Below are 19,851 nucleotides of genomic sequence, written 5' to 3' on the forward strand. Positions count from 1 at the left end.
CACTTTTGGTCGATTGTAGACCTCCGTCATCCCGGACTTGATCCGGGATCCATTCATCCGGCGCTGAGAGAATGGATCCCGGATCAAGTCCGGGATGACGATGTGAGATCATGTCCGCCTCCGGTCACAACCCGCCATTCCATAAATTCGCGCAGAGGCCGCGTCATATCGCGCCCGCCGCACGGCCCGCCGCAAGCCGGGCGCGGCGGAGGGGCGTTAAATTGACTTTAACGGCCTTTGTTTACAGACCAGCGGCCGAAAAGATCATTCGGCGGCCGGGTCGGGAGGCCCGTCGAACGGGGGTTGCTTTTGTTCCAGCGTCACGAACCCATCGCGGGGATGTCCGGCAATGCGGCCGCCCTCACGATGTCGCAGGCGATCAGCCCGCGGCGGGTGGACGCCGCGCCCGAACCGGCGCTGTCGTGGCGCGATCGGCTCGCGCTGCTCGATCTCGTTCCAGACCTTGGCGACAATATCGGTTCGGGCGAATGGTGGCGCGGGCTTGCGACGCTGACATTGCTGTGCGGCGCCGCGATTTCGACCTTTCCCGGGATCAAGCCGCTCGAACAGCCGATGCCGGCGCTCGGCGCCGCCGATTTCACCGAAGCGCGCGCGCAGATGATCGTTCCGCTGGCTTTCGGCGGCGATACCGGCCGCCACATGGCCGCGACCGATGCGGTGCGCCCGCTCGCCCAGACTCCCGAGCGGCCGCAGATCGAATTGACCGCGACGCTCGGCGCGGGCGACAGCTTCGCCCGCGTGCTCGAACGCTCGGGCGTCGGCAGCCAGGATGCGCAGGCGCTCGCGAACCAGATCGCGGGCGCGGTGCCGCTGGCCGACATCGCGCCGGGCACGCGAATCGACCTGATCCTCGGCCGCCGCGCCGCGCGCACCATGCCGCGCCCGGTCGATGCGCTCGCGATGCGTGCGCGCTTCGACCTGCGCATCGAGATGGAGCGGATCGACGGGCGGCTGGTGATGCGCCGCATCCCGATCGCGGTCGACGCGACGCCGCTGCGCATCCGCGGCCGCGTCGGCGACAGCCTCTATCGCTCGGCGCGCGCCGCGGGCGCCTCGCCCGAATCGATCCAGGCCTATCTCCGCGTCATCGGCCGCCAGCTTTCGGTCGGCAGCGACATCCGCGCGAGCGACGAGTTCGACATCATCGTCGAGCATCGCCGCGCCGAAACGGGCGAGAGCGAGACGGGCAAACTGCTCTATGCGGGCCTTGTCCGCGGGGGCAAGCCCAAGCTGTCGATGATCGAATGGACCGTCGATGGCCGTCTCCAATGGTTCGAGGCGTCGGGCGCGGGCGAGCAGCGCAGCGGCATGGTCCGCCCGACGAACGGCCGCATCACCTCGCCCTTCGGGATGCGCCGCCATCCGATCCTCGGCTATGTGCGGATGCATCGCGGCATCGACATGGGCGGCGGCTACGGCGGCCCGGTCTTCGCGGTCAGCGACGGCGTCGTGCAGGTCGCCGGCCGCACCGGCGGCTATGGCAATTATGTGAAGCTCAGCCACGGCGGCGGGCTCGGCACCGGCTATGGGCATATGAGCCGCATCGCGGTGCGCCCCGGCCAGCATGTGTCGCGCGGGCAGGTGATCGGCTATATCGGGTCGAGCGGCCTGTCGACCGGCCCGCATCTCCATTACGAAGTCTATCGCAACGGCGTTCCGGTGAATCCGCTGTCGATCGCCTTCGTCACGCGCGCGCGGCTGGAAGGCCAGGCGCTCGCCGACTTCCGCGCGCGCATCCGTCAGCTCACGGCGATCGCGCCCGGCGCGGCGCTCGCTCCGGTCGCGGCAAAGGCGATCGAGGGTCCGAAGCTCGGCTCGCTCGGCGATGTCGCGGCCAAGCGCGCGGGCGAAGGGATCTAGCTTTCTCCCTCCCGCTGGCGGGAGGGGATAGTTAGTCGCCAATATCCATTTGCCCCGTGCGCCTGCGCCGCTATGCACGCGGGCATGACTCATGCCCCCTTTCCCGACCTGCGCCTGCGCCGCAGCCGCCGCACCGGCTGGAGCCGCGCGATGGTGCGCGAACATCATCTGACCCCGTCGAACCTGATCTGGCCGCTGTTCGTCTGCGCGGGATCGGGCACCGAGGAGCCGGTCGCGAGCCTGCCCGGCGTGTCGCGCTGGTCGGTCGACCGGCTCGTCGAGCGCGCCAAGGACGCGGTGGCGGCGGGCATCCCCTGCCTCGCGCTCTTTCCCTATACCGAGGCCGGACGGCGCAGCGAGGACGGCGCGGAAGCGCTCAATCCCGATAATCTGATGTGCCGCGCGACCGCGGCGATCAAGCAGGCGCTCGGCGACGACATCGGCGTGCTCACCGACGTTGCGCTCGATCCCTATACCAGCCACGGGCAGGACGGACTGATCGATGATGCGGGCTATGTCCTCAACGACGAGACGGTCGAGGTGCTGGTCGGACAGGCGCTCAATCAGGCGCGCGCCGGGGCGGACATCATCGCCCCATCCGACATGATGGACGGCCGCGTCGGCGCGATCCGCGAGGCGCTGGAGATCGAGGGCTTCGGCCATGTCCAGATCATGAGCTATGCCGCCAAATATGCGTCCGCCTTCTATGGCCCGTTCCGCGACGCGGTCGGCTCACGCGGGCTGCTCAAGGGCGACAAGAAGACCTATCAGATGGACCCCGCGAACGTCGAAGAGGCGCTGCGCGAGGTCGAGGCCGACCTCGCCGAGGGCGCCGACAGCGTGATGGTCAAGCCGGGGCTTCCCTATCTGGACGTCGTGCGCGCGGTGAAGGACCATTTCGCGGTGCCGGTCTATGCCTATCAGGTGTCGGGCGAATATGCGATGATCGAGGCCGCCGCAGCGGCCGGGGCGGGGGACCGCGATGCGCTCGTCCTCGAAACCCTGCTCGCCTTCCGCCGCGCGGGCGCGTCGGGGGTGCTGACCTATCACGCGCTCCTCGCAGCGCGGCTGCTGAACGGATGATCGAGACCGTGCGGTTGGCGATGCGATCGTGGCGCGACGCGGATGTCGCGCCCTTTCAGGCCATTTGCAGCGACCCCGAGGTCATGGCGACGCTGGGCCCGCCGCTCGACATGGACGCGACGAGCGCGTTGATCGACCGTATGCGCGCGATCGAGGTCGAGCATGGCCACAGCTTCTGGGCGCTGGAACGGCGCGACGATGCGCGGTTGATCGGCTGGTGCGGGATCATCCGCGGCAGTGCGGGGCCGGTCGAGGGCAAGGCCGAAATCGGCTGGCGGCTGGCGCGCGAGTGCTGGGGTGCCGGATATGCGACCGAGGCGGCGCGCGGCGCGATGGACTGGGCCTTCGCTCATCTCGCCGATGATGCCGTCTGGGCGATCACCTGGCGTGGCAACGTCAGAAGCCAGGCGGTGATGGACCGGCTCGGGATGCGCCGCCACACCGATCTCGACTTCGACCACCCGAAAATCGCGGAGGGCGATCCGCTCCGTCCGCATGTCACCTATTCGATTGCGCGCGGGGCGTGGACGGCGGCATGATCGATCGCCTGTCCGCAACGCCGCGCCGCTGGCTGTTCGTGCTGACGATATTCGTCGGCAGTTTCCTGCTGTTCCAGGTCCAGCCGATGGTGGCGCGGATGGTGCTGCCCCGGCTGGGCGGCGCGCCCGCCGTCTGGAACAGCGCGATGCTCGTCTATCAGGCGCTGCTGCTCGGCGGCTATGCCTATGCCCATTGGCTCGGCCGTTTCGAGGTGCGCCGCCAGGCGATGATCCATGTCGCGCTGTTCCTCGTCGCGGCGCTGTGGCTGCCGATCGGCATCGCCCAGATCGCGCCGCCCGCACCAGGGCAGGAGGCGCTGTGGGTGCCGCTGCTGCTGCTCGCGTCGATCGGGCCGGTCTTCTTCGTCGTGTCGGCGCAGGCGCCGCTGATGCAGCGCTGGTTCGCCGCCGACCCGCGCGCCGGCGACCCCTATTATCTCTATGCCGCGTCGAACCTCGGCAGCTTTGCCGGGCTGATCAGCTATCCCGCGCTCGTCGAGCCGTCGCTGCCGCTCGCGGCGCAAAGCTGGGGGTGGAGCGCGGGCTATGGCCTGCTGGTGCTGCTCGTCGCGGCGAGCGCGGCGGCGCGCTGGCGCGCCCATGCCGTGCACGAGGACGCCGCCGATAGCGCCGAACCGCCGCCGTCGCTGCGCCGCCGGCTCCACTGGCTGCTACTCGCGGCGGTGCCGTCGGGCCTCATGCTGTCGACGACGACGCATCTCACCACCGACATCGTCGCGATGCCTTTGCTGTGGGTGCTGCCGCTGGGCCTCTATCTGCTGAGCTTCGTCATCGCTTTCTCGACCGCCGAGCGGCTGACCCAGGTCTTCACCACCATCGCCCCCGCGGTGCTGCTGTCGATCGGCGGGCTGGCGCTGCTCAGCACCGGTGGCGGGACGATGGTCGTCGCGCTCGCGGCGCTCACGATGCTGTTCATCGTCGCGACCGCGCTCCACGGCTATCTCTATCATCTGCGGCCTGCGCCGGGGCATCTGACGCTCTTCTATCTCGTCATGTCGGCGGGTGGGGTGCTCGGCGGATTATTCGCCGCGCTGATCGCCCCGCTGATTTTCGACTGGGTGTATGAGCATCCGCTGCTCGTCCTCGCCGCCGCGATGCTGCTGCCGCTTCCGGTGCTGCTCCCATGGGACACATGGCTGAAGCTGTCGCCGGGCCGGGCGCGGGCCGTCGCGGCGCTGTTGGTGGCGGCCGCGATCTTCGCCTGCTGGAGGATGATCGGCGAATGGACGGGCCGCCTCGAGGGGGAGGCTGTGGTCTGGGGCATCGCGATCTTCGTCATCGGTCTGTTCGTTATCGGCTGGCGCTGGGCCTTCGTTGCCATATTGGCGCTGCTGATGCTCGGCGTCGGGGGATGGAGCACGCTGCAGGAGAGCATGACCGGGATGCGTGTCCGCAGCTATTTCGGCGTCTATACGGTGACCGACGATCCGTATCGCCACCAGCGCCGCCTCGCGCACGGGACGACGCTGCACGGGCTCCAGCGCACCGATGCGCCGCACGAGTTGGAGCCGACCACCTATTACGGCCACCAGTCGGGGGTCGGGCTGACGCTCGACCGCGCCGAGGCGCTGGCGGGGCCGCGCGCCGCGGTGGGGCTCGTCGGGCTCGGCGCCGGGACGCTGGCCTGCTACCGCCGGCCGGGGCAGCGCTGGACGATCTTCGAGATCGACCCGGCGATGGCCCGGATCGCGCGCGACCGCAGGAAATTCACCTTCATCAGCCGATGCGCGCCCGATGTGCCGATCGTGATCGGCGACGCGCGGCTGCGGATCGCACAGCAGTCCGCGGCTGAGTTCGACATATTGATCATCGATGCCTTTTCGTCGGACGCCATCCCGCTGCACCTGCTGACCGCCGAGGCGATCGGTATCTATGCGCGCGCGCTGAAACCGGGCGGAATCCTGCTGATTCATATCTCGAATCGCTTCTTCGACCTCGAACCCGTGCTGGCGGCGGAGGCGAAAGCGCGCGGCTGGTCGGCGGCGATCCGCATGGACCCGTCGCCCGACGAAGGCGCGGCGGATGCCGATTTCAGCAACCTGACCGGATCGAACTGGGTGGCGCTGACCGCGACGCCGCAGCGACTGGACCAGTTGACGGGCGGCCTCGCTCCGCGCACGGAGGCGGCGAAGGACGGCCTATGGGTGCCGCTCGAATCGCGGCCGCATTTCGAACGCTGGACCGACGACTATGCCTCGACCCTTCCCGTGCTCCTGTGGGGCCATCTGATCGGACAACGCGAATGACCTATACCGACGTCAGTATCATCGCCGTGAACGGCAAGACGCCGCGGATCGACCCCAGCGCCTTCATCGCGCCGGGGTGCCGGATCATCGGCGACGTGACGATCGGCCCCGATGTCAGCATCTGGTATAATTGCGTGTTGCGCGCCGACGTCAGCCGCATCATCGTCGGCGCGCGGTCTAACATCCAGGACGGTAGCATCGTCCATTGCGACGGCCCGATGCCGCACCGGCCCGAAGGCTTTCCGACGATCATCGGCGAGGATGTGCTGATCGGCCATATGGCGATGGTGCACGGCTGCACGCTCGCCGACCGCGCCTTCGTGGGATTGAAGGCGACGGTGATGAACGGCTGCCGCATCGGCAGCGACGCGATGCTCGCCGCGGGCGCGCTGCTGACCGAGAATAAGGAAATCCCCGCGCGCGAGTTGTGGGCGGGCGCCCCCGCGCGCCGGGTGCGCGACATCGACGATGCGCAGGCGGCGGGGATGCAGGCGGGCGTCGCTCATTATGTGCTCAACGGCCGGATGCACAAGGCGGCGGTGGAGGGGTGAATCCTCTCCCCTCCCGCAGGCGGGAGGGGAAGTCAGCTTTCTTCCGGCACCGCCAGCCCGTTCTTCAGCATCACCGGCACCTGCGTCAGGGTGAAGAGGAAGGAGAGGGCGGTGACGCCCCAGACCTTGATCGTCAGCCAGGTGTCGAAGCTCATCCGCCCCGCCTGGATCAGCTCGTACATGACATGGTTGGCGATGCCGAGCGCGGCGAAGAACAGCCCCCAGTTGCGCGACAGTAGCAACCAGCCCCTTTCGGTCACGCCTTCGAGCGCCGATTGCAGCAGATATTTGAGCATCGGCTTCCCCAGCATCCAGCCGCCGAGCAGCAGCGCCGCGAAGGCGGCATAGATGATCGTCGGCTTCATCACGATGAAGCGCTCGTCGTGGAACCAGATGGTCAGCGCGCCGAAGCCGAGGACGAGGATACTCGATATCCACAGCATCGGCGAAATCCGGCCGAGCTTCCATTTCGACACGATCATCGCGGCGACGATCGCGACCATGAAGGCGATCGTGGCCTTGATCGCGCCGGTCGTCGCGGCAAAGGCGCCGGTGCCGCCCGAGGTGAATTTATAGGTCAGGAAGAAGATCAGCAAAGGCCCGAAATCGATCGCGAAATTGAGCCAGCCATGTTTGGCGGGCGGCGGCGCTGGGACGGCTTCGGGGCCGGTGGGAAGCTGGTCGAGTTGGTCGCTCATCGGATGTTTCCGGCAATGATGCCCGCGATCTCGTCGGCGTCGAAGGGGCGGAGGTCGTCGATCGTTTCGCCGATGCCGATCGCGTGGATGGGAAGGCCGTGGCGCTCGGCCGCGGCGACGAGGACGCCGCCGCGCGCGGTGCCGTCGAGCTTGGTCATCACGAGGCCGGTGACCCCGGCGACTTCGCGGAACACGTCGATCTGCGACAGCGCATTCTGCCCCGTCGTCGCGTCGAGGACGAGCACGACGTCGTGCGGCGCCGCAGGGTTGAGGCGGCCGAGGACGCGCTTGATCTTGGCGAGTTCGTCCATCAGTTCGCGCTTGTTCTGCAGCCGCCCGGCGGTGTCGACGATCAGCACGTCGATGCCGGTCGCGGTTGCCTGTTTGACCGCGTCGAAGACGATGCCGGCCGAATCGCCACCCTCGGGCCCCGCCATGATCGGGATGCCGAGCCGTTCGGCCCAGACCTTGAGTTGCCCGATCGCCGCGGCGCGGAAAGTGTCGCCGGCGACGAGCATCACGCCATAATCCTGTTCCTGGAACAGGTGCGCCAGCTTGGCGATGGTCGTGGTCTTGCCCGACCCGTTGACCCCGATCACCAATATCACCTGCGGGCGCGGAAAGGCGTCGATGTCGAGCGGCTCGGCGACCGGGCGCAGAACCGCGGCGATTTCCTCGGCGACGACGCCGCGGAGTTCCTCGGTGCCGTTCGCGGCGACGTCGCGGCGCTCGGCCAGCCGGTCGCGGATGCGCGCGGCCATCACCGGGCCGAGGTCGGCGGTGATCAGCGCCTCCTCGATACGGTCGAGATCCTCGTCGTCGAGCCGCGACTTGCCGGTGAGCCCCGACAGATTCTCGCCCAGCCGCTCCGACGTGCGCTTGAGGCCGCCGAGCAGCCGTTCGCTCCAGCTCTGCCCGGTCATGCGCCCAGCCCTTCCGCGATCATCCGGTCGCCGTCGCGCGCGGTCAGGCGGACCGGAACGATGGTGCCGGGCTCGGCGGGCGCGGTCAGCGTCAGCGGCGCAAAATTCTCGGCATGGCCGGTCAACCCGTCGCGTTCGACGAGCATCGCGGCGGTGCGGCCGGCCTGCGCGTCCAGCCAGCCATGGCGCCGCCGCGCATTGGCCTCGCGCAGCGAGGCGGCGCGCGTCCGCGCGGTGGCGCGGCCGACCTGCGGCATCCGCGCGGCAGGGGTGCCAGCGCGCGGGCTGTAGGGAAAGATATGGCCGAAGACGATGTCGCAATCGTCGATCAGGGCCATTGTATTGGCAAACATCTGGTCATCCTCGGTCGGAAATCCGGCGATCAGGTCGGCGCCGATGGCGATTTCGGGGCGTGCGGTCCTGAGTCTCTCGGTCAGGCGGACGGCGTCGGCGCGGCGGTGGCGGCGCTTCATGCGGGTCAGGATCATATCGTCGCCCGCCTGCAGCGACAGATGGACGTGCGGCATTACGCGCTTTTCCTGCGTCAGCAGCGCGAACAGCGCGTCGTCGATGCGATTCGGGTCGAGCGACGACAGGCGCAGCCGCGCGATCGGCAGCGCGAGCAGCGCCTCGACCAGCGCGGCGAGGCTGGCGCCGCTGTCGTCGCCATAGCTCGCAAGATCGACCCCGGTCAGGATGATCTCCCGCTGGCCGCGATCGAGCGCGATGCGGGCGGCATCGAGCGCGGATTCGATGGTCGCCGAACGCGCCGTGCCGCGCGCCATAACGGTTGCGCAGAAGGTGCAGCTATGCGCGCAGCCGGTCTGGACGCCGAGGAAGGCGCGGGCGTGGTCCGGGCCGGAGAGGGCGGGGGAATAGGGGCGCGACGTGCTAAAAGAGGTCGTGTTCCCCCGCGAAGGCGGGGGGCCATCTTCTGCCAGTGCTGTCTCGAACCGGCCGGAGATGGGTCCCCGCCTTCGCGGGGACACGGCGGTTCCATAACTCTCCGCCAATCCCTTCGCATCGTTCGCTACCACCCGCGCGCCCATCGCCGCGAAGCGCCCGGCTTCCAGTTCCGCCGCGCAGCCGGTCACCACGACGTCGGCCCCCGGCCGCTCGCGCAAGGCGCGGCGCACCGCCTGGCGCGCCTGCCGCACCGCTTCGTCGGTCACCGCGCAGCTGTTGAAGACGATCGTGTCGCGCGCGCCGGCTTCGCGCGCGGCGGCGCGGATCGCTTCGCCCTCGGCGATGTTGAGGCGGCAGCCGAAATTGACGACCTCCTGCCGGCCGGCGGCGAGGAGGCTCATCCGAAGCGCGCCCAGTCGGTCTCGCCGTCGAAGACGCGCGTCGCGGCGCCGCTCATCACGATCGGCTCGCCCGGCGCCCAGCGAATGATCAGGTCGCCGCCGGGCAGCGACACGGTGACCGGCGAGGCGACGAGTCCGGCGCGGATCGCGGCGACCGCGGTCGCGCAGGCGCCGGTGCCGCACGCCTGCGTCAGCCCGACGCCGCGCTCCCAGACGCGAAGCTGAAGCTGGTTCTCGCCGTCGAGGCTCGCGACATTGACGTTGACGCGTTCGGGAAACAGCGGGTCGGTTTCGATCCGCGGACCGAGTTCGGCCAGCGGCACCGCATCGGCCTCGGGCACGAAGAAGATGATGTGCGGATTGCCGACATTGACCGCGGCGCCATGTTCCAGTTCGTCCCACGCGACCGGCATGTCGCGGGTGTCCATCGGCATCGCGAGCGGGATCGCTTCCCAATCGAAGACGGGTTCGCCCAGCACCACCTCGGCGCCGCCGTCGGCGGGGGTGACGCGCAGCATGCCGCCCAGCGTCTCGATCACCGCGGGCCGCGCCAGCAGCGTCGCGACGCAGCGGGTCGCGTTGCCGCACGCCTCGACCTCGCCGCCGTCGGCGTTGAAGATGCGCATCTTCACATCGGCCTTTTCGGACGGTTCGAGCAGGATGAGCTGGTCGCAGCCGATGCCATGCCGCCGGTCGGCGATGCCGTGCGCGCGCGCCGGGGTCATCTCGACCGCCTTCTCGCGCGCGTCGATGACGACGAAGTCGTTGCCCAGCCCGTGCATCTTGGTGAAGCGATCCGCCATGAGGCGCATTTAGGGGCGCGGGGCGGCGAAGTCTAGCGAGGCGTCCGGGCGCCGCGCCGGACCGCGGGCGACGTGCCATTCTGTCTCACGCGAAGACGCGAAGACGCGAAGAAGTCGCGTCATGGCATCTGCGTAACCGGCCAATCGCGCGAAGCGCCTGTTAAAGTCGCCTGCGGCGACAAGAGACGCACGAGATTCGTCCGCGATCTTCTTCGCGTCTTCGCGTGAAACAATTTAGCACTGCATCTCGTTGATGAACGTTCGGTGACCCCCGGCCCCTCCCTTGCAGGGAGGGGAGATTTACGCCGACTTGCGCAACTCTTCTTCCTCGTCCGCCGCGTCAGGCAGCATCGGCGTGCGCAGCAGGCCGCGGTCGGCGAGCAGGCGGGCGGTGTCGTCGATCGACGCGGCGCGGCCGTAATGCCAGCCCTGCCCCTTCGCGCAGCCGAGGCGGGTGAGCTCGATCGCGGTCGCTTCGTCTTCGACGCCTTCGGCGGTGATCGGCATCGCCAGGCTTTCGCCCAGCCGGACGATCGCGACGACGATCGCCAGCGCGTCGGGGCTGCCGCGCATCGCGGCGATGAAGCTGCGGTCGATCTTGATCCGGTCGAAGGGCAGCGCGCGCAGATGCGACAGCGAGCTGTAGCCGGTGCCGAAATCGTCGAGGCTGAGCGACACGCCCTGATTCTTGAGGCTGGTGACGATCGAACGGACGAGCGGCAGATTCTCGAACAGCGAGCTTTCGGTGATCTCGACCTCGAGCTGGCTGGCGGGGAAACCCGTCTCGACGAGCAGCTTGGTCAGCTTCTGGCTGAACCAGGGGTCCTTGAGTTGCTGCGGCGAGATATTGACCGCGAGGATGATCGACGGGTCCCAGCCCTTGGCGACCTCCATCGCGCGGCCGATGACCTGCAGCGACAGTTCGCCGATCAGGCCGCTGTCCTCGGCGACCGGAATGAAGCGTTCGGGCGGGATCAGGCCATATTCGGGCGATTCCCAGCGCATCAGCATCTCGAAACCGACGAGGCGGCCGGTCGCGATGTCGACCTGCGGCTCGAAATAGGGAATGAACTCGCCGCGCGGCATCCCGTCGCGAATCCCGGTCTCGATCTGGTTGCGGACCTGGACCGCCATCTCCATGCCCTGCTCGAACCAGATGTGGCGGTTCCGCCCTTCGTCCTTGCCGTGATACATGGCGATGTCGGCCTGGCGGACCATCGTTTCCATCGTCATGCCGGCGTCGGTGGCGAGCGCGATGCCGAGCGAGGCGCCGACGCGGATCTGCTGCGAATCATGCGCGACATTATCCTCGAGCGCGGCGACCAGCGCTGCGGCGAGCGCGTCGATGCTGGCGCGCGCGGCGGGTTCGAACGGCAACATCGCGACGAACTCGTCGCCGCCGAGCCGCGCCTTGGCGGCGGTGGGCGGCAGCACGCCGCTGATCCGCTCCGCCGCAACCTGAAGCACGCGGTCACCGGCGGCGTGGCCGTGGATGTCGTTGACCGTCTTGAAATGATCGAGATCGAGCAGGAACAGGGCGACATGACGCCCGTTCGAGGCGGCGTCGGCGATCAGCCGCTGGCCCTGGACGAGCAGCGCGCGGCGATTGAGGAAGCCGGTGAGCGGATCGGTGTCGGCCAGATAGCGCGCGCGCTGCTCGGCCTCGGTCCGCTCGCGGATTTCGCGGTTCAGATCCTCGTAGCGGCGCCAGCCGAAGAGGATGAGTGCGACATTCAGGATCAGCGCGATCGCCAACACCTTGTCGGGTCCGCCGCCGATGCCGACGAGAGTTTGCACGATCGACTGCATCACGCTGCCGCCGGTGCCGACGAACAACAATATGCCCGCGACGACGATGCCGCCGGCCACGACGTCGCGGCGCGCGTCCTCGCTTCGGTCGCGCGACTTCGGCCATAATGTCATAGATATATTCCCCACCATCGCCGGCATATTGGCCGCGAGCGGTGAAATTTACGTTAAATGCCTCTCCTTTGCGTCACCCCCGGCCCGATCCGGCCGAGCGGAGATGGGAATCGCGTCATTGCCGGGGATCGCTTGCGCTTGCCTTTCGCCGCGCTTTTGCGTAAGGGCGCGGCGTTCGGCGGCATCTTGCATCCGGGCAGATACGACATCCGCGACGGAAAACCTGTCCACGGATACCGCTGGTTGGCGAGGTTTCGCTCACCGGCGTGTTTTGCGTTGCGGTCGTCAGAAGGGTATAAAAAGGCGCATGTTCGACAGTCTGAGCAATCGGCTTGGCGATGTTTTCGGAAAGCTCCGCGGTCGCGGCGCGCTGACCGAGGCCGACGTGCGCGCGGCGATGCGCGAAGTGCGAATCGCCCTGCTCGAAGCCGATGTCGCGCTGCCCGTGGTGCGCAGCTTCGTCGATCAGGTCACCGAACTCGCGATCGGGCAGAACGTCCTGCGCTCGGTCACTCCGGGGCAGCAGGTGGTCAAGATCGTCAGCGATGCGCTGACCGAAATGCTCGGCTCCGAAACCGCCGAGCTCGAGCTTGCCGTCACCCCGCCCGCCGTCATCATGATGGTCGGCCTCCAGGGCTCGGGCAAGACGACGACGACCGCGAAGATCGCCAAGCGCCTGAAGGACAAGGAGCGCAAGAAGGTGCTGATGGCGTCGCTCGACGTCAATCGCCCCGCCGCGCAGGAACAGCTTGCCGTCCTGGGTAGCCAGATCGACGTCGCGACGCTGCCGATCGTCGCGGGCCAGCAGCCGGTCGAGATCGCACAGCGCGCGCTGCAGGCGGCGAAGCTGCAGGGTTTCGACGTCCTCATGCTCGACACCGCGGGCCGCCTCCACGTCGACCAGCAGCTGATGGACGAGATGCAGGCGGTGTCGCGCACGGCGAACCCGGCCGAGACGTTGCTCGTCGTCGACAGCCTGACCGGGCAGGACGCGGTGCAGGTGGCGCAGCGCTTCACCGATCAGGTGCCGCTGACCGGCGTCGTGCTGACCCGCATGGACGGCGATGCGCGCGGCGGCGCCGCGCTGTCGATGCGTGCGGTCACCGGCAAGCCGATCAAGTTCGCGGGCACGGGTGAAAAGCTCGACGGGCTCGAACTCTTCCAGCCTTCGCGCATCGCGGGCCGCATCCTCGGCATGGGCGACGTCGTCAGCCTCGTCGAGCGCGCCGCCGAGACGATCCAGGCCGAAGAGGCCGAGGCGATGGCGAAGAAGATGGCGAAGGGTCAGTTCGACCTCGACGATCTTCGCACGCAATTGAACCAGATGCGCCGCATGGGCGGGCTCGGCGCGCTCGCGGGCATGATCCCCGGCCTCAAGAAGGCGCAGGCGGCGATGGCCGACAGCGGCGCCGACGACAAGATGCTGATCCATTTCGATGCGATCATGGGGTCGATGACCCCCAAGGAGCGCGCGAAGCCCGAGATCCTGACCGCCAAGCGCAAGATCCGCATCGCCAACGGCTCGGGCACGACGGTGCAGCAGGTCAACCGGGTGCTCAAGATGCATCAGGAAATGTCGACCGCGATGAAGCGCATCCGCAAGATGGGCGGGCTCAAGGGGCTCGGCGCGCTGTTCGGCAAGGGCGGCGGCATTCCCGGTATGGGCGGGGGCGGCGGAATGGGCGGCGGCGGCGGCCTCGGCGGGCTGCCCGGCCTCGGCGGCGGGGCGATCCCGCCCGAACTCGCCAATTTGATGAACAAGAAGAAATAACGCGAACAATCCAGTTTAGACTCAGAAGGAAAATATCATGGCTACCTCCATTCGCCTTTCGCGCGGCGGCTCCAAGAAGCGCCCTTATTACAAGATCGTCGTCGCCGATTCGCGCAGCCCGCGCGACGGCCGCTTCATCGAGCGTATCGGCAGCTACAATCCGCTGCTCGGCAAGGATAATCCCGAGCGCGTGAAGCTCGACGGCGAGCGCGCCGCGCACTGGCTCTCGGTCGGCGCGCAGCCGAGCGACCGCGTCGCCCGCTTCCTCGACGCCGCCGGCATCAAGGAACGCGCCGCCCGCAACAACCCCAACAAGGGCGTCCCGGGCGAGAAGGCCAAGGAACGCGCCGAGGAAAAGGCGACCAAGCTGGCCGAGGCCGAAGAGGCCGCGAAGGAAGCCGCCGCGGCTCCCGCTCCGGAACCCGAGGCTGAAGCCGCCGCTCCCGAAGCCGCTGAATCGGATGCGACCGGCTCGGTGAAGAGCGAAGAGACCGCCGAAGCGGTGGCCGAAGCCGTCGCCGAGGACGTTCCGGCCGACACGACCGCCGAAGACGCGACCGCGATCGCCGAGGAAGTCGCCGAAGGCGGCCCGGTGGCCGAAGAAGCCCCGGCCGAAGAAGCTGCGACCGAAGCCGCCGCTGAAGAAGCCGGCGAAGAAAAGGCCGAAGGCTAAGCCTTGGCGGACGCGACACGCCCCGTCACCCTCGCCGCCATTGCCGGCGCGCATGGGGTGCGGGGCGAGGTGCGGCTGAAATTGTTCGGTGAAGGCGCGGAGGCTCTCCGCGCCTTTTCCGTTTTCGACGCGGGCGGGCGCAAGCTGACCCTGAAATCGGTGCGCCCCGCAAACCAGGGCGCGGTTGCCAGTTTCGCCGAGGTCACCGATCGCAGCGCCGCCGAGGCGCTGCGCGGCACGATCCTGACCGTCCCGCGTTCGGCGCTGCCGCCGCTCGCGCCGGGCGAATATTATCATCACGACCTGATCGGCCTGCCGTGCGTGTCGACCGGCGGCGCGGCGATCGGCCATGTCGCGGCGGTCGAGAATTTCGGCGCGGGCGACATCCTTGAAATCGAGAAGCCCGACGGCAAGCGCTTCATGGTGCCGATGACCGCGCAGGCGGTGCCGGCGTGGGACGCCGATGGCGTGACGGTGAACGCGGCTTTCGTCGAATAAGGCCTGCCGTCCCCGCACCGGCGAGGGACTGTCGGGCGGGAACGGCAGGCGCGGGCGCGGCTCAGCGGCGACGGGCCGCGCGAACCGGAACGGTCCGCTTTGTCGTGCTGCGGACGGGCGCCACGAAATAGACGTCCTCGCCCGACGCATGGCTGGGGGCGACCGCTTCGACGAACTGGCGGGCCGTGCGGCGCAGCCATCGGAACCCGCGGTCGATATCCGCGCTCAGGCGGTCATGACCGTGCGTCCAGCCGCGCATGAAATGCTCTTCCATCATCGCTTGTCTCCTGTCTTCGATATGCCCGTTCAATGCGCCCGGCGCGCCCGCAGCGCCAACAAAAGCTTTGCGGAATAATATAAGCAGAGCTTATATGTGATCCGTGTCCAGACTGCCGCCACTCGCCGCCGTTCGCGCCTTCGAGGCGGCCGCGCGTTTGCAGAATTTTTCGCGCGCGGCCGAAGAGCTCGGCATGACGCAGGCCGCGGTCAGCTATCAGATTCGGCAGCTCGAGACGCGGCTTGGCCGCGCGCTCTTCGTGCGTGAAAAGGGGCGGGTGCGGCTGTCCGAGACGGGGCAGCGGCTGCTTCCGGCAATAAGCGGAGCTTTCGCCGCGATGGACGACGCCTTCGCCGCGCTCAGCAGCGACGATGCCGAAGTGCTGACGATCAGCGCCGCGATCACTTTCGGCGGTACGTGGCTCAGCGCGCGCATCGGGCGCTTCCAACTCCGCTACCCCGACCTTGCGGTGCGGCTTTTGATGTCGAACGAACTCGTCGACTTCGACGCGGCGAATGTCGACGTCGCGATCCGCACCGGGACCGGGCGCTGGCCGGGGCTGCGCGACGACTTTCTCTTTCGCAGCCATGTGACGCCGATCTGCTCGCCCGCCTTTCGCGATGCGAACCGGATCGAAAAGCCCGCCGACCTGCTGCACGTCGAGCGGCTCGCCCCGAACGATCCCTGGTGGGCCGGCTGGTTCGCCGAAGCGGGCATCGGCACGCCGCCGGCGCGACGACAGGGCATCGAACTCGACAGCCAGCTTCAGGAAGCGATCGCGGCGCAGGGCGGCTTCGGTATCGCGCTGATGACCCCGCTGTTCTGGCGTGCCGAACTCGACAGCGGCCGCCTCGTGCGGCCGTTCGAGACGCTTTACTGCCCCGGCACGGCCAATTTCCTCGTCCATCCCGAAAGCCGCGTCGGGGTGCGCAAGATCGAGCGCTTTCGCGAGTGGCTGCACGAGGAGATGGAAATGGACCGGCAGCGCGTTCCCGAGCCGCTATGGGCGCCGCTACCTTGATTTGAATCGGCCCTGTATATACATGATGTATATACGGAGCCTGTCATGACCAAGGAATATCGCGCCAAAGTGTTCAAATCGGGCAATTCGCTCGCGCTGCGCCTGCCCAAGGCGCTGGGTATAGCGGAAGGAACCGAGATGATCGTCCGCGAAGAACGCGGCGAATTCCGCTTCGAGCCCGCCGAGCGGCCCAAGGCAAAGATCGACATCAGCGGTTTTTGGGGCAAGGCACCTTGGCTCAAGGTTCCGGAGCGTCGTGATTTCGACGAACGTCCGAGTGTGCTTGCCGCACGAAAGGCTGCTGCGAAGGCCAAGTCCGGAAAGTGAGTCGCTATCTGATCGATACCGATTGCGCCGTCTATGCGATGACGGCGCGTTTCCCGGCGCTGGGCTCGCGATTGTCCAACTGTGCGCCCGGCGAAGCTGCTATCTCGGCGGTCAGTTTTGCGGAGGTGGCTTTGGGTTCGGAACGGGGGAAGCCGCCGCCGTCGGAGATTCTGGAGGCGTTCGTCCGGGTGATCCCGATCCTGCCATTCGACGAGGCAGCGGCGCGAGAATATGCCAGGCTGCCGTTCAAGCGCGCGCGTTTCGATCGTCTGCTCGCCGCTCATGCGCTCAGCATCGGCGCGACGGTTGTCACCAACAACGAAGCCGACTTCGCCGATGTGCCGGGGCTGAAGGTCGAGAATTGGACGCTGCCTTGACCTTCGCTGCCGTCCCGCTGACCCTCTATCCCGATATGTTCCCCGGCCCGCTGGGGCACAGCATGGCGGGGCGTGCGCTCGAGGCGGGGGTGTGGTCGTGCGCGCCGGTGCAGATCCGCGATTTCGCCACCGACAAGCATCGCACCGTCGACGATACGCCCGCGGGCGGCGGCGCGGGGATGGTGCTCAAGGCCGATGTCCTCGGTGCCGCGATCGACCATGCGGTTGCCGCGCATCCGGGGCTGCCGGTGCTGGCGATGACGCCGCGTGGGGCGCCGGTCACGCAGGCGCGCGTGCGTGCCTTGGCGGCGGGGCCGGGGGCGATCCTCCTCTGCGGGCGGTTCGAGGGATTCGACGAGCGGATTTTCGAGGCGCGCGCCATCGAGCCGGTGTCGATGGGCGACATCATATTGTCGGGCGGCGAGATGGGGGCGCTGCTGCTGCTCGACGCTTGCATTCGGCTGCTTCCCGGCGTAATGGGCGCGCCATCCAGCGGTGACGACGAATCGTTCGAGAACGGTCTGCTCGAATATCCGCACTATACCCGGCCCGTCACATGGGAAGGGCGCACGATCCCCGAAGTGCTGCGATCGGGGGATCATGCGAAGATCGCCGCCTGGCGGAAACAACAGGCCGAGATCGATACACGGTTACGCAGGCCGGACCTTTGGGAGCGTCACGTCGATGCTCGGGACCGACCTGCCTCTGGCGCGCGGCAGAAGAAGAAGGAACCGAGGCCATGAACCTCATCCAGACGATCGAAGCCGAAGAAATTGCCAAGGCTGGCAAGACCATTCCGACCTTCCGTCCCGGCGACACGCTGAAGGTCGGCGTGAAGGTGGTCGAAGGCGAACGCACCCGCGTCCAGAATTTCGAAGGCGTGTGCATCGCGCGCTCGAACAAGGGCATGGGCTCCAACTTCACCGTGCGCAAAATGTCGTTCGGCGAAGGTGTCGAGCGCGTCTTCCCGCTCTATTCGCCCAACATCGATTCGATTACCGTCGTCCGCAAGGGCGCTGTCCGTCGTGCGAAGCTTTACTATCTGCGTGGGCGCACTGGTAAATCGGCACGTATTGCGGAGCGCCGCGATTACCGGTCGGAAGCCGGCGAAGGCTAAGGAGAGCTTCTCCTTCATAAAGCCGAAACAGCTTTCAAAAACGACCGGTTCCGCCAACAGGCAGAGCCGGTCGTTTTCATTTGGGCAAAGCGAAATTGATCCAGCCGTCCGTTCCCTTTCTGCCGACACGGCGCGCCTTCCTCGGCGCGGGGCTGTGCTTTGGGGCGCTCGGCTTTGCGGGGCAGGCGATGGCCGCGACCAAGGCGCAGCGGCTGGTTGCTGCTGCGCGCAGGCAGATCGGCGTTACGCTGCGCTATGATCCCGCCTATACCGTGCTGTCCTTCCCGAACGGCGACGTCGACCGCGTCAAGGGCGTCTGCACCGACGTGGTGATCCGCGCCTTTCGCGACGCGCTGGCGCTCGATCTCCAAGCCCTTGTAAACGCCGACATGCGCGCCAATTTCGGCGCCTATCCGAAGAACTGGGGGCTCGGCCGCCCCGACCGCAATATCGACCACCGCCGCGTTCCCAATCTCGCGACCTTCTGGCGGCGGCAGAAGGCGGCGGTTCCGGTGAGCGACGATCCGGCCGACTGGCGGCCGGGCGACATCTTCACCCAGAGGGTCGGCGGGCGCCTGCCGCACACCAGCATCGTGTCGGACCGGAAGAACACGGTCGGCGTTCCGCTGGTCATCCACAATATCGGCGGCGGGACGCGCGAGGAGGATGCGCTGTTCGCGCATCCGCTGACCGGCCATTTCCGCTGGAAAGTCTGATTATCGTTTCAACCGAATTCTTGCGCGTAAGGAGTAAGTGAATGGGTTATCGTATCGTTGTCGCCGGGGCCACGGGCAATGTCGGGCGCGAAGTGCTCGCCATTCTCGCCGAGCGCGAATTTCCCTACGACGAACTGGCGGCGGTCGCATCGTCGCGCAGCCAGGGCGACGAGGTCGAGATCGGCGATACCGGCAAGACCGTCAAATGCCAGAATATCGAGAATTTCGACTGGTCGGGCTGGGACATGGCGATCTTCGCGATCGGCAGCGACGCGACCGCGATCCACGCGCCCAAGGCCGCGGCCGCGGGCTGCGTCGTGATCGACAACAGCTCGCTCTATCGCATGGACCCCGACGTACCGCTGATCGTGCCCGAGGTGAACCCCGACGCGATCGACGACTATACGGCGAAGAACATCATCGCCAACCCGAACTGCTCGACCGCGCAGATGGTCGTCGCGCTCAAGCCGCTGCACGATGCCGCGACGATCAAGCGCGTCGTCGTCTCGACCTATCAGTCGGTGTCGGGCGCGGGCAAGGCGGGTATGGACGAGCTCTGGAACCAGACACGCCAGATCTTCGTCGGCGACGAGAAGGACGTGACCAAGTTCACCAAGCAGATCGCCTTCAACGTCATTCCGCACATCGACAAATTCCTCGACGACGGTTCGACCAAGGAGGAATGGAAGATGGTCGTCGAGACCAAGAAGATCCTCGATCCGAAGATCAAGGTCACCGCGACCTGCGTCCGCGTCCCCGTCTTCGTCGGCCACTCCGAGGCGATCAACATCGAGCTGGAGGACGAACTGCCCGCCGAGGAGGCGCAGCGCATCCTGCGCGAGGCGCCGGGCGTCGTGCTCCACGACAAGCGCGAGGACGGGGGGTATATCACCCCCGTCGAAGCGGTCGGCGATTTCGCGACCTTCGTCAGCCGCGTCCGCGACGATCCGACCGTCGACAACGGCCTCAACCTCTGGTGCGTCAGCGACAACCTCCGCAAGGGCGCGGCGCTGAACGCGGTGCAGATCGCCGAACTGCTGGGGCGGCGGCACCTCAAGAAGGGGTAAAGCGACTCTCCAAATCCCGTTCGTGTCGAGCG

General features: G+C 67.5%; 20 protein-coding genes and 1 pseudogene. 15 read left to right on the top strand and 6 right to left on the bottom strand.

The features are described from left to right. The first annotated feature begins 339 nt into the window (after window positions 1-339). From OJI97_RS14235 to OJI97_RS14255, 5 genes are all read left to right on the top strand, one after another. Window positions 340-1,881 carry a M23 family metallopeptidase gene (locus tag OJI97_RS14235; RefSeq protein WP_297664522.1) on the top strand — a complete coding sequence of 514 codons (1,542 nt, stop codon included), beginning with the start codon at window positions 340-342 and terminating at the stop codon, window positions 1,879-1,881. An 84-nt stretch (window positions 1,882-1,965) separates the two neighbouring features. Next, on the top strand, window positions 1,966-2,964 hold the full coding sequence (hemB, locus tag OJI97_RS14240; protein ID WP_297664524.1) for a porphobilinogen synthase: 999 nt from the start codon (window positions 1,966-1,968) through the stop codon (window positions 2,962-2,964). Beyond that, complete coding sequence (locus OJI97_RS14245) at window positions 2,961-3,503, top strand: GNAT family N-acetyltransferase (protein ID WP_297664526.1); 543 nt, start codon at window positions 2,961-2,963, stop codon at window positions 3,501-3,503. The genes hemB and OJI97_RS14245 overlap by 4 nt, the downstream gene beginning before the upstream one ends. Beyond that, the gene (locus tag OJI97_RS14250) at window positions 3,500-5,770 is read left to right on the top strand and encodes a spermidine synthase (protein WP_297664527.1); all 2,271 of its coding nucleotides are present in this window, start codon (window positions 3,500-3,502) and stop codon (window positions 5,768-5,770) included. Before OJI97_RS14245 ends, OJI97_RS14250 begins: the two co-directional genes overlap by 4 nt. Continuing rightward, a complete protein-coding gene (locus OJI97_RS14255; protein ID WP_297664529.1) occupies window positions 5,767-6,321 on the top strand; it encodes a gamma carbonic anhydrase family protein in 555 nt (184 codons plus the stop codon). The genes OJI97_RS14250 and OJI97_RS14255 overlap by 4 nt, the downstream gene beginning before the upstream one ends. A 32-nt stretch (window positions 6,322-6,353) precedes the next feature. Here OJI97_RS14255 and OJI97_RS14260 read toward each other — a convergent pair whose 3' ends face one another. The 5 genes from OJI97_RS14260 to OJI97_RS14280 form a co-directional block, all read right to left on the bottom strand. After that, window positions 6,354-7,019: an inner membrane-spanning protein YciB gene (locus OJI97_RS14260; protein WP_297664531.1), complete on the bottom strand. Its 666-nt coding sequence runs from the start codon at window positions 7,017-7,019 to the stop codon at window positions 6,354-6,356. Next, window positions 7,016-7,942, bottom strand: coding sequence for a signal recognition particle-docking protein FtsY (gene ftsY / locus OJI97_RS14265; RefSeq protein ID WP_297664533.1), 927 nt, complete (start codon window positions 7,940-7,942; stop codon window positions 7,016-7,018). Before ftsY ends, OJI97_RS14260 begins: the two co-directional genes overlap by 4 nt. Next, window positions 7,939-9,249, bottom strand: coding sequence for a MiaB/RimO family radical SAM methylthiotransferase (locus OJI97_RS14270; RefSeq protein ID WP_297664535.1), 1,311 nt, complete (start codon window positions 9,247-9,249; stop codon window positions 7,939-7,941). Before OJI97_RS14270 ends, ftsY begins: the two co-directional genes overlap by 4 nt. Next, the gene (gene dapF, locus OJI97_RS14275; protein WP_297664537.1) at window positions 9,246-10,052 is read right to left on the bottom strand and encodes a diaminopimelate epimerase; all 807 of its coding nucleotides are present in this window, start codon (window positions 10,050-10,052) and stop codon (window positions 9,246-9,248) included. The genes OJI97_RS14270 and dapF overlap by 4 nt, the downstream gene beginning before the upstream one ends. Window positions 10,053-10,352: 300 nt before the next feature. Further along, window positions 10,353-11,975, bottom strand: coding sequence for an EAL domain-containing protein (locus OJI97_RS14280; protein WP_297664538.1), 1,623 nt, complete (start codon window positions 11,973-11,975; stop codon window positions 10,353-10,355). A gap of 307 nt (window positions 11,976-12,282) precedes the next feature. On the opposite strand from OJI97_RS14280, the gene ffh reads away from it, so the two are divergent. The 3 genes and pseudogenes from ffh to rimM all read left to right on the top strand — a co-directional run bounded on the left by ffh (window position 12,283) and on the right by rimM (window position 14,917). Continuing rightward, the gene (gene ffh / locus OJI97_RS14285) at window positions 12,283-13,746 is read left to right on the top strand and encodes a signal recognition particle protein (protein ID WP_297664540.1); all 1,464 of its coding nucleotides are present in this window, start codon (window positions 12,283-12,285) and stop codon (window positions 13,744-13,746) included. A 37-nt stretch (window positions 13,747-13,783) separates the two neighbouring features. Beyond that, window positions 13,784-14,137 (top strand): annotated as a pseudogene (gene rpsP, locus OJI97_RS14290) (30S ribosomal protein S16); the annotation flags it as partial. Between the two features lie 285 nt (window positions 14,138-14,422). Further along, complete coding sequence (gene rimM / locus OJI97_RS14295) at window positions 14,423-14,917, top strand: ribosome maturation factor RimM (protein WP_297664542.1); 495 nt, start codon at window positions 14,423-14,425, stop codon at window positions 14,915-14,917. A gap of 61 nt (window positions 14,918-14,978) precedes the next feature. On the opposite strand, the gene OJI97_RS14300 is transcribed toward rimM, so the two are convergent. Next, a complete protein-coding gene (locus OJI97_RS14300) occupies window positions 14,979-15,194 on the bottom strand; it encodes a hypothetical protein (protein ID WP_297664544.1) in 216 nt (71 codons plus the stop codon). Between the two features lie 103 nt (window positions 15,195-15,297). Between OJI97_RS14300 and OJI97_RS14305 the strand changes: the two genes are divergently transcribed. The 7 genes from OJI97_RS14305 (at window position 15,298) to OJI97_RS14335 (ending at window position 19,819) form a co-directional block, all read left to right on the top strand. Then, entirely contained in the window at window positions 15,298-16,215 is a 918-nt protein-coding gene (locus tag OJI97_RS14305; protein ID WP_297664545.1) for a LysR substrate-binding domain-containing protein, read from the top strand. A gap of 45 nt (window positions 16,216-16,260) precedes the next feature. Continuing rightward, window positions 16,261-16,542 carry an AbrB/MazE/SpoVT family DNA-binding domain-containing protein gene (locus OJI97_RS14310; RefSeq protein WP_297664546.1) on the top strand — a complete coding sequence of 94 codons (282 nt, stop codon included), beginning with the start codon at window positions 16,261-16,263 and terminating at the stop codon, window positions 16,540-16,542. Beyond that, on the top strand, window positions 16,539-16,919 hold the full coding sequence (locus tag OJI97_RS14315; protein WP_297664547.1) for a type II toxin-antitoxin system VapC family toxin: 381 nt from the start codon (window positions 16,539-16,541) through the stop codon (window positions 16,917-16,919). The genes OJI97_RS14310 and OJI97_RS14315 overlap by 4 nt, the downstream gene beginning before the upstream one ends. After that, window positions 16,916-17,662, top strand: coding sequence for a tRNA (guanosine(37)-N1)-methyltransferase TrmD (gene trmD, locus OJI97_RS14320; RefSeq protein ID WP_297664548.1), 747 nt, complete (start codon window positions 16,916-16,918; stop codon window positions 17,660-17,662). The genes OJI97_RS14315 and trmD overlap by 4 nt, the downstream gene beginning before the upstream one ends. Continuing rightward, window positions 17,659-18,036 carry a 50S ribosomal protein L19 gene (gene rplS, locus OJI97_RS14325; RefSeq protein ID WP_037555002.1) on the top strand — a complete coding sequence of 126 codons (378 nt, stop codon included), beginning with the start codon at window positions 17,659-17,661 and terminating at the stop codon, window positions 18,034-18,036. The genes trmD and rplS overlap by 4 nt, the downstream gene beginning before the upstream one ends. 95 nt (window positions 18,037-18,131) lie before the next feature. Beyond that, the gene (locus tag OJI97_RS14330) at window positions 18,132-18,752 is read left to right on the top strand and encodes a DUF1287 domain-containing protein (RefSeq protein ID WP_297664550.1); all 621 of its coding nucleotides are present in this window, start codon (window positions 18,132-18,134) and stop codon (window positions 18,750-18,752) included. 41 nt (window positions 18,753-18,793) lie between these two features. Beyond that, window positions 18,794-19,819 carry an aspartate-semialdehyde dehydrogenase gene (locus OJI97_RS14335; RefSeq protein ID WP_297664552.1) on the top strand — a complete coding sequence of 342 codons (1,026 nt, stop codon included), beginning with the start codon at window positions 18,794-18,796 and terminating at the stop codon, window positions 19,817-19,819. The last annotated feature ends 32 nt before the right edge of the window (window positions 19,820-19,851 follow it).

Origin of the sequence: Sphingopyxis sp. (assembly GCF_025869345.1) — a bacterium.
Taxonomy (GTDB): Bacteria; Pseudomonadota; Alphaproteobacteria; order Sphingomonadales; family Sphingomonadaceae; genus Sphingopyxis.